Raw genomic sequence first — 15,711 nt, forward strand, 5'->3', positions numbered from 1 at the left:
TATTCAGCTCAGCCCGGCTTTCCACTTGCGCACACGGCGAACGAGCGGCCACAGATAGCCCGAATTGCGGATCGCGGACTTCATGTGAGTGCGCGACCTGTCGAGACCTTTTTTCAGGGCTCCCTTCCAGGTGAAAGCAATGAAGCTGTCCTTCAGGGAAACAGGATCGGCCCAGGCCTTCTTGTAGGGTTCTGCGCCGAGACCGAAATCGAGCATGTTCAGGCTCTTGTCCGCGCAGGCGCAGCGCAGAATTTCCAGAAACAGGATATTTCCGGGGCTGTTGGCCTCCATGTCGTCGTGGGAAATACTGTTGCTGTAGGAATAGATCGTGCCGGCATTCTCGAGGCACAGATAGGTGGCACGGATTGCACCTCCGACATCCAGGAACCAGACATCGAGCGGACGTCTTTCCGTGGTCGCATTAAGCAGACGCGACAGGAAGTCGACCGCGACGGGTGTCGAAAAGGCGTTGGGAATTCCTGCCTTTGCCGCCCGTTTCGTGCGCTGGTCCACAAAGGCTTCGAGACCCAGGCGGATTTCTTCCGGGGTCTGTGCCTTGACCACCTTGTAGTCCCCGACAGCGCGCAGCAGCCTTTCCTTGCGCAGCAGCTTCTTGCGGGCGGACTTGCTGTGGGTTTCCGTGAACAGAACCTGGAAATCCGAAGGCAGGGAACGCATGAACACCGGACTTGGACTTGGTGCGGCCCCGTGGAGCACGAGCGGATGCGGGCGGCCGAGCCAGCTTTCCGGCACATTGTGAAGCGCGAGGAGGTCCGCGCCTGCCTGCCTGCAGAGGCTGGAAAGAATTTCCTCGATCTCATCCGGGCCGGCTTTCGCATAGAAATCCGCGTCCCAGCATCCGGTATTCTGATTGCCGTTCTGATGTCCCAGGAAACTGAGCGTCCTGACACCGGCGGTAACTTCAGCCCCCATCGGCAGAAGAAGAACCGCTTTGTCTTCGCGATGGACAACGGCGATCGCCGGTTCAATCCCGTGCTCTCTGCCCAGGGTTTCATACCATGCAGAAACCCATTCAAAGGATTGATACGGGTTGGCACATCCCGTTTCCAGAAGATGTTGCCAGTCGGCCCTGGTGTCGGCAAGCTGAGTGAATATGGAGACTTTCAAAGCGGCGTCCTTGCCACCGAATGCCTGTCCGGCTGTGCCGGAAGAGGCGGAAGGTATCGGGGTGTCGATGTGAGACAAACGATTTTGAACGAGCATCGGAACGCACTGGAAGTGTTGCTGGCGGATCGGGCGAAGTCTCGCTAGATTTAGCAATAAATATTAAAGAAACCGTGCCTAACTGGTGTCCGTTTCAAGTTTGGGTGTCTCAAACGCATGGGCTCACGTCACAACGCAATATCGCAGGCTTTTGGCGTCCTTGAAAAAACAGGGCTCAGCCGGTTGCTGGCTCCGTTCACCCGGGGCTGCGGCGCGATTTTCATGATGCACCATGTCCGGGCCGCGCGGCTGGACGCTTTTCAGCCCAACGGCCACCTTGAGATCACGCCGGAATTCCTGCGCCTTGCCGTTGAGCGCGCGCGGGCGAACGGTTACGAGATCATCGCACTCGATGAGGCCGTCGATCTTCTGAAAACCGGCTATGGGGACAAGCGTTATGCGGTCCTGACCTTCGATGACGGTTATCGGGACAATCTCGAAATTGCCTATCCCGTCCTGAAGGAGCTTGAGGCGCCGTTCACGGTGTTCGTCGCAAGTGGACTGGTCGACCGGTCAACAGAGCTCTGGTGGGTCGCGCTTGAGCGTATCATTGCCGAAAACGATGAGGTCGTCTTCTCGGGAGGCTCTGAAGCGGGCGGTGTTCCGTGCAGGACACTTGCGGAAAAAGAGGCCTGCTTCGAACAACTGGTCAATCACCTGACGCTCGAGGTCAGTGAGTTTGACCAAAGGAAAATCATCCGCGCGCTGTGTGAACACTATGAGGTCGATCTGCCAGCCCTTGCCGATGAGCTGGTGATGAATTGGGACGAAGTCCGTCAACTGGCTTCGGACCCGCTTGTGACCATCGGGGCTCACACGCACGATCATTTCGCTCTGGCGCGTCTGGACGCTGACGCGGCGCGTGCGGACGTTCTCAAGGGCGTGTCACGCCTGGAACATGAAATCGGCATGCGGCCAAAGCATTTTGCCTATCCATACGGATATTCGCAGGCCGTCAGCCTGCGCGATGCGGATATTCTGCGCGAAGTCGGGTTTGCCTCGTCGGTGACGACGGCGCCCGGTGTGCTTCAGTCGGTGAACGCACGGGATCTGATGATGCTCCCGCGGGTCTCTCTGAACGGGCATTTTCAGGACGGGTCGGTGGTCGACCAGTATCTGACCGGCGCGCCCTTCGCGCTTTACCGGGCGGCCCGCTGGGCAGCCTCGGGCTTCGGCCTCAGGTCGGGTTTTTCCCGCCTTTTTCCATCCACCAGATGATGGCGCCTGCCGGGATCACCCAGACCAATCCGGCAATCGCGAAATAGGTGAAGCGCACGAGCGTTGATGCGTTTTGCAGGGTCATGTCGCCGATCACCATGGCGATCAGGGCATAGACCACGACAAATACCACCAGAAGCACCATGCCTACGAATTTTCTGAATGAGGGAACCATATTGGAAGTGTGTCCGTGACCTGGCTGAACGAAAATGAGCGCTTGCATTTGCCTTCACATGAAAGTGGAAGCATCTGCCGGCGCTTATAGCCTGCTTGCCCGCCGGGTAGCAACGCCCGCAATAACCACAGGACATCTATTCATTGGGAAGAGAATTCAAGTTTGCTGGAGAGGCAGATTGCCGCAAAACGCGCCCGTGCACTTGCCGTTTCGCATTTGTCTCTATATTTCCGCACCTTGATAGCCCTGACTGAAAAAGAGGCAATTGGGCCGGAGAAGAAACATGACTGTAGCGGCAAGCACAAACGGTGTGGCGACATCCGTGTCTCCGGTCAGGCTGGCGCGCATAAGCCAGAACCGGAAACTGATCCGCTGGTGGCTTTATGGCGTGTGTGCATTGATCCTGGCCATGGTCGTCGTTGGCGGGGCCACCCGCCTGACCGAATCCGGTCTGTCCATCACCGAGTGGAAGCCGATCCACGGTGTCATTCCGCCGCTCAGCGAAGCCGAGTGGGAAGATGAGCTTGAAAAATACCGGCAGATCCCGGAATACCAGCTCATCAACAAGGGCATGAGCCTTGAAGAATTCAAGTTCATTTTCTGGTGGGAATGGGCGCATCGCCTGCTGGGCCGTTTCATCGGGGTAGCGTTCTTCGTGCCCATGCTCGGCTTCTGGGCCGCCGGCCGGATCGAACCCTGGTTGAAACCCAGGCTGTTGATCGGCCTGGCATTGGGAGGCCTGCAGGGATTTGTCGGCTGGTGGATGGTTGCGTCCGGCCTCGTCGAGCGGGTGGATGTCAGTCAGTACCGCCTTGCTATCCATCTGACGCTTGCGCTGGTCATATTCGCCTATCTGTTCTGGATCGCCCGACGCCTTGCGCCACTGCCTGACCCGGATCCCCATGAACGAGGGCGTCTCGCAGGCCTCAGTCAGCTGTTTCTCGGGCTTGTTTTCCTGCAGATGTTCCTGGGAGGCCTCGTTGCCGGTCTCAACGCCGGGCTCACGTTCAATACCTGGCCATTGATGGATGGGCGCATCGTTCCCGGCGGGTTGCTCCTGATGCAACCGGTCTGGCTCAACTTCTTCGAGAACGTGATGACCGTCCAGTTCCAGCATCGGATGACGGCCTATCTTCTGGTCGTGATCAGTCTCGTGCTGATGTACAGCACATTCCGGGTAAGCCGCCGCGCGGAACTGCGGCGGGCAGGGGCGCACCTGGGCGGTTTCGTTCTGCTGCAGGCGGTCTTCGGTATCCTGACCCTCGTATGGATGGTGCCTTTACCGGTCGCTCTGCTCCATCAGGGGTTCGCGGTGGTGGTTCTTGCCGCGTCGATAGATCATCTTGCCCTTCTGAAAGGGGCTTTCCCGATCCGGGAACAGGTGGCACGGACATAAAAGAGCCCGCCAGTTCGGCGGGCTCTGCTTTTTCGGCAAGGACCCGCGGGGTCAGCCCGTCAGTGCCTGGTCCAGATCGGCGATGATGTCGTCGACTTCCTCCAGACCGACAGAAAGCCGCACAACGTCAGGCCCGGCGCCCGCTATCGTTTTCTGCTCGTCCGTGAGCTGCCGATGCGTCGTGGAGGCCGGATGGATAATCAGGCTGCGAGTGTCCCCGATGTTGGCCAGATGCGAGAACAGCTCGACCTTGGACACCAGATTGACCCCGGCTTCATAGCCGCCCTCGACACCGAACGTGAAGACCGCGCCTGCGCCCTTGGGCATGTATTTCTGCTGCAGGGCATGATGTTTGTCTTCAGGCAGCGCGGCATAGGAGACCCAGTTGACCTTGTCATGGGCCGACAGGTGAAGCGCCACCTTCTTGGCATTGTCCGAATGGCGTTGCATGCGCAGCGGCAGCGTCTCGATACCGGTCAGGATCATGAAGGAATTGAACGGCGAAATCGCCGGGCCGAGGTCGCGCAACCCGAGCACCCTGCAGGCAATCGCGAACGCGAAGTTGCCGAAAGTTTCATGAAGAACCACGCCCTGATATTCGGGCCTTGGCTGGGACAGAAGAGGGTAGTTGCCGCTTGCCGACCAGTCGAAGCTTCCGCCATCGACGATGATGCCGCCCATTGAATTGCCATGTCCGCCCATGAACTTGGTCAGCGAGTGCAGGACGATGTCCGCGCCGTGCTCGATCGGGCGGCACAAATAGGGCGTTGCCATCGTATTGTCGACAACCAGTGGCACACCCTTGGCTTTGGCGAGCGCCGCAATTGCCTCGATGTCCACGACGATACCGCCCGGATTGGCGAGGCTTTCAATGAAGATCGCGCGGGTTCTGTCGTCAATTGCCGCTTCAAAGGTGCTGAGATCCGCTGGATCTGCCCATTTGACGTTCCAGCCGAAACTCTTGAACGAGTGGTTGAGCTGATTGATCGAGCCGCCGTAAAGCTTGTTCGCCGCGACGATATTGTCCCCTGGCTGCATCATGGAGTGGAAACACAGGAGCTGGGCGGAATGGCCCGAGGCGGTGGCAAGCGCCGCGGTTCCGCCTTCAAGCGCCGCAACCCGCTCTTCCAGAACGGCGGTCGTGGGGTTGGTGATCCTTGTGTAGATGTTTCCGAAAGCCTGAAGACCGAACAGGGAAGCAGCGTGATCGACATCGTCGAACACGAAAGACGTCGTCTGGTAAATGGGGGTGGCCCGGGCGCCCGTCGCGGGATCGGGCGCCGCACCGGCGTGAATGGCAAGGGTTGAAAAACCCGGAATCTTGTCGCTCATCGAAAAACCTCCCTGTTTGAATTTCGGCCAGTTTGGCCGAAGCGGGAGGGAAGTCAAAGCAGGAAATTCCGGTTTTGGCGATCAAGGGAAAAAAATTTAGCGTCAATAGCTTAGGAGAGATCGACAGGGTCCCGGCAAGCGCGGTTTCAACGAATTCCCGTCTATCGGCGGTCAACCCTGACGGTTGGGCCGTCGTTTCCGGATATCGGCTTTCGCCAGAAAATAGACACCAAACAGCAAACCGGTGGCCAGCAAAGGCAGGCACCAGGCCAGCGGGGCGGTGTTACCGAGCACGGTGAGCATGACAGTCTCCACGGACGTTCTTATTTGCTTTACAAGACTATTAACCGGATGGCGATGTAAGTTTTAAGAAGAAATACAGGGAATTTTTCAGCTAATTAGATTAAAACTTGAATGAATGCGCCTGGAACGCCGCGTGTCAGTCCGTCACGTCCGTTTTGCTGCAGCCGGTCTTGTCTTCCGGTGCCACGGGACCGGTATTCCGCATCGGGAAGGAATAGGCTTTCCGGCCGCCCTTCCGGTCCATCCGGATCAGCACAAGCAAGCCTGTGATCAGGGCAAGAAACGCAAGGCCTGAGTATATATTGAACATTTGCAGAATTCCCCGGCAAATCTTCCGATAGCATCAGAACCAAATGTGGCTCAGGTGCTGTGCATTCTGACGATGACATTAGCAGAAACACGCATAGGTTGAAAAGTGCAGGAAAATTCATTCTTGTGGATTTCGGCGCAATACCTCGATCCTGAGAGAGGCTTCGATTTCAGCGAAGCATGCGGCCACGGCGGTTTCGATCTTCGGACCCTGTTTGCGATGGAGGGTCTTCCGGTGCCCAGTGTTCATCACGCTCGGCGAAGGGGGACCCGGGCTCGGCGCGGTGGACCACCGCGAACAACAAGAGAGCAATCAGGCCGGCCATGGCCATCAAAACCCATTCCATTGCGGTAAACAGGGTCGGGTCCTGTGTCATCTCACGCTCTCCAGCAAACAAATCCAATCGGGAGTCCGGCAGGAGCGAACCCGGTTGAAAAGCTATCCGGCGCATATTGTGCGAAGCTGGTGCAAACTTGACGTCTGATGCGCTAACCCGGTTTTTTCCCGGCAAGACCACGGTGCTGGAAGCCGGACTTGAGGGAGGGCCGTTTGGATGAGAGGGTTCTGGAATTGACGCCTGCCCAGCCGATCTCACCGGATAAGCGGCCGTATTCTATCTTGGGGCAGCGGTCCATGACGATCTTGATGCCGGCGGCTTCCGCCCGTTGCGCGGCTTCATCGTGGCGCACGGTAAGCTGCATCCAGATCGCCTTCGGCAGGTTTCCTTTGGCAAGAACCTGGTCGACAATCTGTCCTGCGGCTTCCGAATTGCGAAAAATGTCGATCATGTCCGGAACACCCGGCAGATCGTCGAGAGACGCGTAGACCATCTGTCCCAGGATTTCCTTGCCTGCCTGCCCGGGATTGACGGGCCAGACCTCGTAGCCCTTGGACAGAAGATACTTCAGAACAAAATAGGACGGCCGGACCGCGTTGGCGCTGGCGCCGACCATCGCGACGGTTTTCACCTCGTCCAGGATGCTCTTGATATAGGCGTCGGAATAGGTGTCGTGATTCATGCGCTGGAGATCCTCCGGTGGGCCGCGCTATCCAATGCGAATTACGGTCACGCTGCAAGAGTGAAGCGGCACGCAAAGAGTCACAAGCAGCAAAGTTTCGCGAAGAAGTGTGAGGAAGGCGGGGCGGGTTTGGTTCGACAGGGGAGCGGGATGATGCGGCGGCGATCCGCGTCTGATCCGTCCCGAATTCCTTGCGGACCATCAGCTGTCAGTCCACTCCGGCTTGCGCTTTTGCAGGAAAGCCGAGATCCCTTCTTCGGCATCCCTTGCCATCATGTTGTCCACCATGGTCTGCGCCGCAAAATCATAGGCCTCGGAAAGCGGCATTTCGAGCTGGCGGTAGAAGGCTTCCTTGCCGATCCGGAGAGTCTTGGCCGATTTGGATGCAATCATCGACGCATACTTCTGAACGACCGGTTCAAGATAGTCCGCCGCCACGATCCGGTTGATGAGGCCAAAATCCTTGGCGGTCGAGGCATCGATGCTTTCGCCGGTCAGCAGCATTTCCATGGCCTGTTTCGGCGCGACGTTACGGGAAAGGGCGACCATGGGCGTCGAGCAGAACAGACCGATATTGACGCCTGGTGTGCAGAACGTCGCCGTATCGATGGCGATTGCCAGATCGCAGGAAGCGACAAGCTGGCAGCCCGCCGCCGTGGCGACACCTGTAACGACTGCGATCACCGGTTTCGGCAGGCCGACGATCTGCTGCATCAGATCGGAACATTGCCGCATGATCCTTTCATAGGTGGCCTTGCCGCCATCGTCCTCGGCCCGTGCGGCGGTCAGCTCCTTCAGGTCGTGTCCGGCGCAGAACACCTTGCCTTCCGCACCGAGCAGAATGACGCGCACGTCCGGATCTTCCGCCGCCTTTTCCAGTTCGCCGGAGAGGGCGGTCATCATCTCCGAGGACAGGGAGTTCATGCGGTCCGGGCGTTGCATCACGATCCGGTAGACGCCTTCATGCAGAAGGGTCGCAAGCATGGGTTTCTGAACGTCGTCATTTGCTGCGGTGTCGGACATGGAGCACTCCCTGCTGATCCTTGTTGCTGCCGGTGTTATAGCCGATGTGCGCCGCACCGCGATAGGCAAGGTGCGATGACCCGCCGGCCGATCACAGATCGTTTATCGGCAATGGAGCTCAAGCCGCTGGCAGTTCTGCCATGATCGGCTATCCTTTCAGCCATGTGCAGGCCTGTTTCCTTCCGCTTTTTCTTCTGCGCACTTCTGGGCGTCTTTCTTGCCCTGTCTCCAGCCAGGGCAGGGGAAAAGGTGGATGTGGCGCTCGTCCTCGCGGTTGATGTGTCGCGTTCCATGTCTCCGGAAGAACTTCTTATCCAGCGCAAGGGGTATGCGGCGGCGATCTCCAGCCCGGAAGTGGTACGCGCCATTGAGCTCGGCGCTTATGGCCGGATCGCGATGATGATGTTCGAATGGGCCAATGACGGCCATGCCCGAGAGATCGTCGCATGGTCGGTTATCGAAAATCAGGCCGATGCATTCGGGTTCGCCGAAAAGATTCTCGCCGACACCACATTCGGCCAGCGCCGGACTTCCATATCGGGCGCCATCCGGCACGCCGCCGCACTTTTGAAAGAGGCGGACTATTCCGCCGACAGGCGTGTCATCGATATATCGGGAGACGGCCCCAACAATCAGGGAACCCCGGTCACCCTGGCGCGCGACACAGCGGTGGAAAGCGGTCTTGTCATCAACGGCCTTCCGCTGATGACAAGAGGCGGTGTCGGTTTCCAGTTCAACATTCCGGATCTGGACGAATATTACCGGCGCTGCGTCATCGGCGGTCCGGCAAGCTTCGTCATCCCGGTTAATGACTGGGCCCAGTTTCCCGAGGCCGTCCGCCGCAAGCTGATCCTGGAGATTGGCGGCCTCACACCGCCCGAAGCGCCGAGGATCATTCCGGCGCAAATCACCTTCGGGGAACCCTATGATTGCCTGGTCGGAGAAAAGATCTGGCGCAAGATGCGCGATCAGTATTTCTGGGACCAATAGGCAGCAACCATGTTTTCGCACACTATGGTTTCGCGATATCGGCCGGTTTGAGGATCATGGCTTTTGACAAGGCAGGCGTCACGATTGGCGCGGGCATGTCGCGTTAAATTGAATTGAAGGAAATCGTCCGAACGCATTTGCAATGCAAACGCTGCCTCCGGCGTCCTCCCGCAGCCATGAACCCGCTTGAACGCGGCACGTTCTAGCCGCCGTTTCGCCGTCGTCTGCGCCGTTCGCCACCGGAGCCTTCCCCTTGTGCAGGCGTTTTTCGCGCCGGAATCTCAACGGTTTGTCTCAGGTGCGGGAAGGGATCGACCTTGTTCGGCAGCGCCATGGCGTTGATGAAATGCTCCTGGAACCTGGGTTCCAGCGCGGTTTCGATCTTTTCGATGTCCCGAACGGTCTGTTCGACTTCGCGCCGGTGGCCACGGTTCAACAGCGCCATCCGCGCGCCGGTTCCCGCCGCGTTGCCGACACCGGCAACACCGTCCAGCGGGCAATCCGGGATCAGGCCCAGGATCATCGCGTATTTCGGATCGATATAGCTTCCGAAGGCTCCGGCAAGGCGAATACGGTCGAGCCGGTAAGTGCCGAGCTTGTCCTGCAGCAGCTTCACACCGGCATAAAGAGCACCCTTGGCAAGCTGGATCGCGCGGATGTCGGTCTGCAGGATGGAGATCTCCACACCGTCATCCGCGATCACATAGGAGAACGTGCGGCCATGCGCCTGAACGCGCGATGTTCGCTCCGCCATCGCGCCGTCGATGACGCCATCCTCAGTGATGAGCCCCGCCAGAAACATCTCGGCCACCGCTTCGATAATCCCGGATCCGCAAATGCCGGTGACGCCGACACTGTCTATTTTCTCGGCGAAACCGTCCTCGTCCGACCATTCATCGACGCCGATCACCTTGAAGCGCGGTTCCAGCGTTTCCTTGTCGATGCGAATGCGTTCGATGGCGCCGGGCGCCGCGCGCTGTCCGGAGGAAATTTCCGCGCCCTCGAAGGCGGGACCGGTGGGGGAGGAGGCCGCGAGCAGGCGGTCCGTGTTGCCGAGTATGATTTCCGCGTTGGTGCCGACATCGACGAGCAGGGTAATGTCGTCGCGGCTATAGGGGCTTTCGGCAAGCGTCGCCGCCGCCGCGTCGGCGCCCACATGCCCGGCAATGCAGGGCAGCATATAGACCCGTGCACCGGGGTTGAGATCAAGGCCGAGATCGCGTGCGTTGAGCCCCATGGCGTCCGAGGCCGCCAGCGCGAAGGGCGCGCCGCCCAGTTCCACCGGGTCGATGCCGAGAAACAGGTGATGCATCACCGGATTACCGACAAAGGTTGCGTCCAGCACGTCGGTGCGCTGGGCGCCGACGTCGCCAACCAGTTTGTCGACCAGGGCGTTGATGGCATCGCGCACCGTCCTTGTGAGATCCGGCAGTTTGGCCGGGTTCATCTGCACATAGGAGACGCGCGACATCAGGTCCTCGCCGAAGCGGATCTGAGGGTTCGATGTTCCGGCCGAGGCGACGGTCCGTCCGTTTTGAAGATTGCACAGGTGAGCGGCGATGGTGGTGGAGCCGATATCGACGGCAAGGCCGTAGACCGCGTCCTTCTCGTCCGGCCAGAGCGCAACCACAACCGGGGCGGCATTCAGATCCTGATGGATCGCGGCGGTGACGTGCCAATTTCCCTTGCGCAGGAGTGGCTGGACCTGCGGCAGAAGGATGGGGTCGAAAGTGAGATCGGCAAAGCCGGTTTTTCTCGCAAGTGCTTCGCGCAGCCGGTCGATATCGCCGCGCGGTGTTTCCATGTCCGGTTCGTCAATCCCGATGCCGATCAGCGAGATGGCACTGTCCGGTTCAATATGCCGGGCTTCCGCCCGCTTGCGCACCACCTGACGGTTGGTTTGCGCATCGGTGGGAACATCCACCACCAGGTCGCCCAGGATCTTCGCCTGACAGGACAGACGCCGGTCGGCGGCCAGGTTGCGCAGACTGGCATAGCGGTTCTCCGCCTCGCTCGCGCCTTCAAGGTTTTCCGCCGAACTGGTCAGGTTCTCCTTGGCAAAGGTGCCCTCGGACACGGAGATCTGGCAGCGCCCGCAAATCCCGCGCCCACCGCACACCGATTCCACGTAAACCCCGAGCGACCGCGCCGCGTCGAGCAGCGGCGTGCCCAGCGGAAACGTTCCCCGGCGGCCACTGGGCTGGAAGACGACTTTGGCGAGTTTGGCGGTTTCGGTCATGGCTGCGATTTTGTCTGTCCCGGCGTAGTCATAAGTTTTTTCGGAGTGTTACCCCCATCCCAATCCCGCCCCACAAGGGGGAAGGGGATACGGTCGGTGTTGGTCTCAACCTCAACAGTCTCACCCAACATTCTGAATACATTTGAAGCACCGTCTTTCAACGCGCAAATCCCCTCCCATTGTGGGGAGGGGATTGGGGTGGGTGTCTCTTCCTTCACCGCAACAGCTCACAGTGCACTTTCCATTTCCGGTAGCTCACTCCGTCGCCCGTCGCCCTGCACGTCCGCCCCTGCGGCGGCCCCCCGCGGCTGCGGGAGTGTCCTGTGGCGCGGCGCTCGCCCCTGAAGCTGCCGGCTGATGATCCCGGTAAGTCCGGATCCAGGTCTGGCAGTTCGGATCGGTGCCGTTCAGCACGTTCGCGGCGCGCACCGCTTCCATTTCCTGCGGGCGGCAGGGGTTCATGATGGCAGAGGTCATGCCGGCGCCGATCACCATAGGTATGAAGCCCGCATTGATGCCGTGGCGGTGCGGCAGGCCGAAGGAGATGTTGGACAGGCCACAGGTCGTGTTGACCTTCAGCTCCTCGCGCAGGCGGCGCAGCAGATGGAAGACCTGCTTGCCTGCCGTTCCCATGGCACCGATCGGCATGACCAGCGGATCGACGACGATGTCATGCGCGGGGATGCCATAGTCGGCGGCGTGTTCGACGATCTTTTTGGCAACCGCGAAACGCACGTCCGGATCTTCGGAAATGCCGGTCTCGTCATTGGAAATCGCGACAACAGGCACGTTGTATTTCTTGATCAGGGGCAGGATCGCTTCCAGCTTTTCCTCTTCGCCGGTGACCGAATTGACAAGCGGACGGCCCTTGGCGACTTCAAGCCCCGCCTTGATCGCGGCGGTGACGGATGAATCGATGGATAAGGGAACATCCGTAAGCTCTTGAACAATCTCAAGAGTCTTGACCAGAAGCGGCGGTTCGGTCTCGTTCGGATTGACCGCCGTCACTCCCGCGTTGATATCAAGCATGGTGGCGCCGGCGGCGACCTGGGCCAGCGCGTCGGATCTGACTGTGTCGAAGTTGCCTTCAACCATTTCAGCGGCAAGTTTCTTGCGGCCGGTTGGATTGATCCGTTCGCCGATGACGCAGAACGGCTGATCGAAGCCGATAACGACTTCCCTGGTGGCGGAGGCGACGACGGTGCGGGTCATTTAGGCGCTTTCGGTGGCGGTCAGGGAGGAGGAAGGCGTTTGAAAGGACCAGCTCTTGCGGTCACAAAGCCAGTTGGAGGTCTTTTCGATGCCGCCGAACGGATAGACATGGATCTGTGCGAGTTGGCATTCCGGCTGGCTGATGAGGCGGGTTTCGAGCGGATCGACCATCGTTTCCGGATCGTAGCCAGCCAGCATGGAGACGACAGCCCCGCCTCGCTTTTTCAAAAAGTTCAGCGAGTTCTCGACGCCGGCGAAGGCCGCGTATTTGAGCAAGGTGGTCATTTTGGCAGGTCCGGCGACACCGACATGAATCGGGAACCTGTTGCCCCAGGCGCGAAGTTCGTCCAGCCACAGGCTGACGCGGTGCGGATCGAAGCCGAACTGTGTGACGATCCGGAACTCCGCGTCGCTGTTCGCGGCGATTTCATGCTTGCGGCTGAGGAAGGATCTGATCACCTCGGGACTGATATCCGGTGCTCCCTCGGGATGGCCCGCAACAGCGATTTTCCGAATCCCCAGCCTGTCGAAAAGCCCGGATTCCAGCAGGTCGACCGATGAGGTGAGGGGACCGGGAGTTTCCGCCTCGCCGGCGATTGCCAGCACTTCGGTGACGCCGGCCTCCCGGGTGAGACGCTTGATCCGCGTCTCGAATGCCTCGAAACTCGGATACCGGCGCGCGGCCATATGCGGCACGGCGATAAGGTTGTTTTCGCTCAACGTGCGGGCGGCGGCGACGATCATGTCTTCCGGAGCGTTGCCCAGATCGGTCACATAGACCTGAGTGCCTGCAGGAATATATGCAAGCAGTTCGGTCTTTTCGACCACCTGCCTGGGTGACATTTCGGTGGAGGCGGCAAGCCGCCCGGTCGCTGACGGGCGCTGATCACTCATTTTCCGTGCCTCCGCTTGCAAGCAGGGTTTTCAATCGCTCTTTCGGATAGGCTGCGGTGAGCTCGCTCAGGGCCGTTTCCGCTTCCGTTTCAAGATCGTCCGAGACGTCGACGGGGGCGGCGCGGCGCCACTCGGCCATATAGGCCTCGCTGTCCTTCGCGCCGATGCGCATGGCGCAGGCGTCGATCGCTTCCATGAAAACGGGGGGCATTTCCCGACGGGCGGATTTCCGGCCCTTTTTCACCAGGATCTGTGCCGGAATGTCCCGCCAATAGACAATGATCTTCTGCGCCATGGTCATTCATTCCTCTTGGGAACATGAATGCAGGAAACCCCGGTTTCCGGTTCGCTCGATAGCGTCAGAAACACATGAAAAAACGACTTGTCCCAAGGTGTTTTCAGGATGTTTCATGTTCCGGACCGGGGACCGAGAAACGGCGCCAGCAAGCCGTATCCGGTGCGGCGCATTTCAAACGGCAGCGACAGCCGTTCCGCGGCCCGTCGTGCGGCCTCTTCCAGAGCCGGGTCATCGGTCTGCGCGAGGTACAGAACCCGCGTATAATGGGCGAAGTACATGTCCCTGAGATGCGGGTGCCAGTCGAGACCGAGCGGTTCGATGACCATGGTCTGAAAATGCCGGGCGAGGAAATCCGTCAGGTAGAAGGTCCCGAGCTGGTCCTCCTCCATGCGATCGAAAGTGTCCGGCCCGGAAAAGAAGGCATAGCAGTGGGCGCCCTCGATCCGGCGCGTGCCGGTTTCCTCAAGAACCCTGTCCAGAAGTCCGCCGGTACCGCAATCGCCATAAGCGACCAGTATGTCCGAATAGATATCCCGGTTCATGAGGATGACGCGGCGCACCTCGTCGGGGATTTTCTCTGGTGAATTGTGCAACTGCGCGGGCAGGCAAGTGAGATCGACATGGTCGAGGCCGTTGATGTCGCGGATGGCGACGATTTCCCGTGCCAGGGCACCGCAGGCAATAACCAGCACACGGCCGATCCTGTCGTCCGCGATGTCGTCGTTCTCCAGTGGAAAGAGAGGCTCACCCGCACGCATGTCGGCAGCCTCCTGGAACATGGCTGTCAGCCCTTGTTGGCAAGCTGGTTGTGGCGGCGGGCAATCAGGTCCTTCGCCATCTCCACCGCGACCGCGGCATCCCGGCAGTAGCCGTCAGCACCGACAGCGTCACCAAATTCCTGGTTCAGCGGTGCGCCGCCGACGAGCACGATATAATCGTCCCGGATGCCCTTGGCCTTCATCTCGTCGATGACGACCTTCATGTAGGGCATCGTCGTGGTCAGCAGGGCGGACATGCCGAGGATGTCCGGTTGATGTTCCTCGATGGCTGCGAGATAGTTTTCGACCGGATTGTTGATGCCGATGTCGATCACTTCGAAGCCGGCGCCTTCCATCATCATCGACACCAGGTTCTTGCCGATGTCGTGGATATCACCCTTGACGGTGCCGATCACCATCTTGCCGACCTTCGGGGCGCCGGTTTCGACCAGCAGGGGGCGCAGGATGCCCATGCCCGCCTTCATGGCATTGGCCGACAGCAGAACTTCGGGCACGAACAGGATGCCGTCCCGGAAGTCGATCCCGACAATGCGCATGCCTTCCACAAGAGCCTTGGTCAGAACGTCATAGGGAGTCCAGCCGCGGCCCAGCAGGAGATTGACACCTTCTTCGATTTCCTCCTTGAGACCGTCGTAAAGGTCGTCATGCATCTGTTCGACGAGTTCGTCGTCGGACAGGGAGGCGAGATCGATATCGTCTTCGTCAGACATGGGCAGCTCCAAGGGGCGCGAGGGCCGGCAATCGTGATAAAACCTTATGCTGCAAGCCGGATTAGGCGATATCTCCAATGCGACACGGCAAGTCGTTTACGCGACAGGAGGGCTCCGGGGGCTAGTTCCCCAAGGGGTGCCGCGACCAGTATGGAAAGTGTCGCCGGTTCATTTGATGACGCCTGCAATCGGTCGACTGATGAGTAATACGGATGAAGTGCAACCGCGTGAGAGGTCGTCGGGCTGAAAGACGTGACTCGGCTTACAGGAGACGGTCACCAGGAGGTTATGGGTAACCACCCGATTGCCACCGCCTGCCTGACTTGAACCGATTATTGTAAGAGACGTGCATAACGACGTCGTTTGCGACGTGTCTTATGCGGGGTTGTCGATGCGTGGTGAAATTCTTGGAGTTGAGCGGCGAAGGCGGTGGCGAGATGAGGACAAGCTCGGGATCGTGATGTCGGTCGGGGTTGATGGCGCGACGGTGACCCAGGTTGCGCAGCGCCACGATGTGAGCCGACAGCAGATCTATACTTGGCGGCGTGAGCTGAAGAAGAAAGGATTGTGGTCGCCGGACGACGGCGCG

18 protein-coding genes are annotated in these 15,711 nt (G+C 59.5%); 4 read left to right on the plus strand and 14 right to left on the minus strand.

Going from position 1 to position 15,711, the window contains the following annotated elements; translation table 11 throughout:
* Positions 1 to 3 precede the first annotated feature (3 nt).
* The gene (locus tag OA90_RS25550; RefSeq protein ID WP_082837279.1) at positions 4 to 1,224 is read right to left on the minus strand and encodes a GNAT family N-acetyltransferase; all 1,221 of its coding nucleotides are present in this window, start codon (positions 1,222 to 1,224) and stop codon (positions 4 to 6) included.
* 117 nt (positions 1,225 to 1,341) lie between these two features.
* Here OA90_RS25550 and OA90_RS25555 point away from each other — a divergent pair, with 117 nt between their 5' ends.
* Positions 1,342 to 2,442, plus strand: coding sequence for a polysaccharide deacetylase family protein (locus OA90_RS25555; protein WP_068419578.1), 1,101 nt, complete (start codon positions 1,342 to 1,344; stop codon positions 2,440 to 2,442).
* Here the strand turns inward: OA90_RS25555 and OA90_RS25560 are convergent.
* The gene (locus OA90_RS25560) at positions 2,402 to 2,617 is read right to left on the minus strand and encodes a DUF2842 domain-containing protein (RefSeq protein ID WP_068419603.1); all 216 of its coding nucleotides are present in this window, start codon (positions 2,615 to 2,617) and stop codon (positions 2,402 to 2,404) included. The two genes, OA90_RS25555 and OA90_RS25560, sit on opposite strands and share 41 nt — an antisense overlap.
* A 283-nt stretch (positions 2,618 to 2,900) precedes the next feature.
* Here OA90_RS25560 and OA90_RS25565 point away from each other — a divergent pair, with 283 nt between their 5' ends.
* Positions 2,901 to 4,013: a COX15/CtaA family protein gene (locus OA90_RS25565; protein WP_068419579.1), complete on the plus strand. Its 1,113-nt coding sequence runs from the start codon at positions 2,901 to 2,903 to the stop codon at positions 4,011 to 4,013.
* A gap of 51 nt (positions 4,014 to 4,064) precedes the next feature.
* Here OA90_RS25565 and OA90_RS25570 read toward each other — a convergent pair whose 3' ends face one another.
* The 6 genes from OA90_RS25570 to OA90_RS25585 form a co-directional block, all read right to left on the minus strand.
* Complete coding sequence (locus OA90_RS25570; protein ID WP_068419583.1) at positions 4,065 to 5,345, minus strand: O-acetylhomoserine aminocarboxypropyltransferase; 1,281 nt, start codon at positions 5,343 to 5,345, stop codon at positions 4,065 to 4,067.
* A 171-nt stretch (positions 5,346 to 5,516) separates the two neighbouring features.
* Positions 5,517 to 5,648, minus strand: a complete 132-nt coding sequence (locus OA90_RS29835) for a hypothetical protein (RefSeq protein WP_279625832.1) — start codon at positions 5,646 to 5,648, stop codon at positions 5,517 to 5,519.
* Between the two features lie 136 nt (positions 5,649 to 5,784).
* Positions 5,785 to 5,958 (minus strand): hypothetical protein, encoded by a 174-nt coding sequence (locus OA90_RS28770; RefSeq protein ID WP_156510653.1) that lies wholly within the window; start codon positions 5,956 to 5,958, stop codon positions 5,785 to 5,787.
* Positions 5,959 to 6,127: 169 nt separating this feature from the next.
* A complete protein-coding gene (locus OA90_RS25575; RefSeq protein WP_156510654.1) occupies positions 6,128 to 6,334 on the minus strand; it encodes a hypothetical protein in 207 nt (68 codons plus the stop codon).
* Between the two features lie 112 nt (positions 6,335 to 6,446).
* The gene (locus OA90_RS25580; RefSeq protein WP_068419586.1) at positions 6,447 to 6,977 is read right to left on the minus strand and encodes a CoA-binding protein; all 531 of its coding nucleotides are present in this window, start codon (positions 6,975 to 6,977) and stop codon (positions 6,447 to 6,449) included.
* A gap of 201 nt (positions 6,978 to 7,178) precedes the next feature.
* Complete coding sequence (locus tag OA90_RS25585) at positions 7,179 to 8,000, minus strand: enoyl-CoA hydratase (RefSeq protein WP_068419588.1); 822 nt, start codon at positions 7,998 to 8,000, stop codon at positions 7,179 to 7,181.
* A gap of 162 nt (positions 8,001 to 8,162) precedes the next feature.
* Between OA90_RS25585 and OA90_RS25590 the strand changes: the two genes are divergently transcribed.
* Positions 8,163 to 8,990 carry a DUF1194 domain-containing protein gene (locus tag OA90_RS25590; protein WP_068419590.1) on the plus strand — a complete coding sequence of 276 codons (828 nt, stop codon included), beginning with the start codon at positions 8,163 to 8,165 and terminating at the stop codon, positions 8,988 to 8,990.
* 202 nt (positions 8,991 to 9,192) lie between these two features.
* Here OA90_RS25590 and OA90_RS25595 read toward each other — a convergent pair whose 3' ends face one another.
* From OA90_RS25595 to OA90_RS25620, 6 genes are all read right to left on the minus strand, one after another.
* Positions 9,193 to 11,229 (minus strand): ASKHA domain-containing protein, encoded by a 2,037-nt coding sequence (locus OA90_RS25595; protein WP_068419592.1) that lies wholly within the window; start codon positions 11,227 to 11,229, stop codon positions 9,193 to 9,195.
* Positions 11,230 to 11,484: 255 nt separating this feature from the next.
* A complete protein-coding gene (locus tag OA90_RS25600; RefSeq protein ID WP_068419597.1) occupies positions 11,485 to 12,441 on the minus strand; it encodes a methyltetrahydrofolate cobalamin methyltransferase in 957 nt (318 codons plus the stop codon).
* A complete protein-coding gene (locus OA90_RS25605) occupies positions 12,442 to 13,335 on the minus strand; it encodes a methylenetetrahydrofolate reductase (RefSeq protein ID WP_068419599.1) in 894 nt (297 codons plus the stop codon).
* Positions 13,328 to 13,630, minus strand: coding sequence for a virulence factor (locus OA90_RS25610; RefSeq protein ID WP_068419605.1), 303 nt, complete (start codon positions 13,628 to 13,630; stop codon positions 13,328 to 13,330). The genes OA90_RS25605 and OA90_RS25610 overlap by 8 nt, the downstream gene beginning before the upstream one ends.
* Before the next feature lie 113 nt (positions 13,631 to 13,743).
* Positions 13,744 to 14,412: a DUF1638 domain-containing protein gene (locus tag OA90_RS25615; RefSeq protein WP_082837280.1), complete on the minus strand. Its 669-nt coding sequence runs from the start codon at positions 14,410 to 14,412 to the stop codon at positions 13,744 to 13,746.
* Positions 14,413 to 14,417: 5 nt separating this feature from the next.
* A complete protein-coding gene (locus OA90_RS25620) occupies positions 14,418 to 15,122 on the minus strand; it encodes a B12-binding domain-containing protein (protein ID WP_068419601.1) in 705 nt (234 codons plus the stop codon).
* Between the two features lie 391 nt (positions 15,123 to 15,513).
* Between OA90_RS25620 and OA90_RS25625 the strand changes: the two genes are divergently transcribed.
* The coding region (locus OA90_RS25625) for a transposase (protein WP_156510637.1) at positions 15,514 to 15,711 on the plus strand (198 nt) is incomplete at its 3' end.

The sequence above is a fragment of the Labrenzia sp. OB1 genome (assembly GCF_001624695.1).
Lineage (GTDB): Bacteria > Pseudomonadota > Alphaproteobacteria > Rhizobiales > Stappiaceae > Roseibium.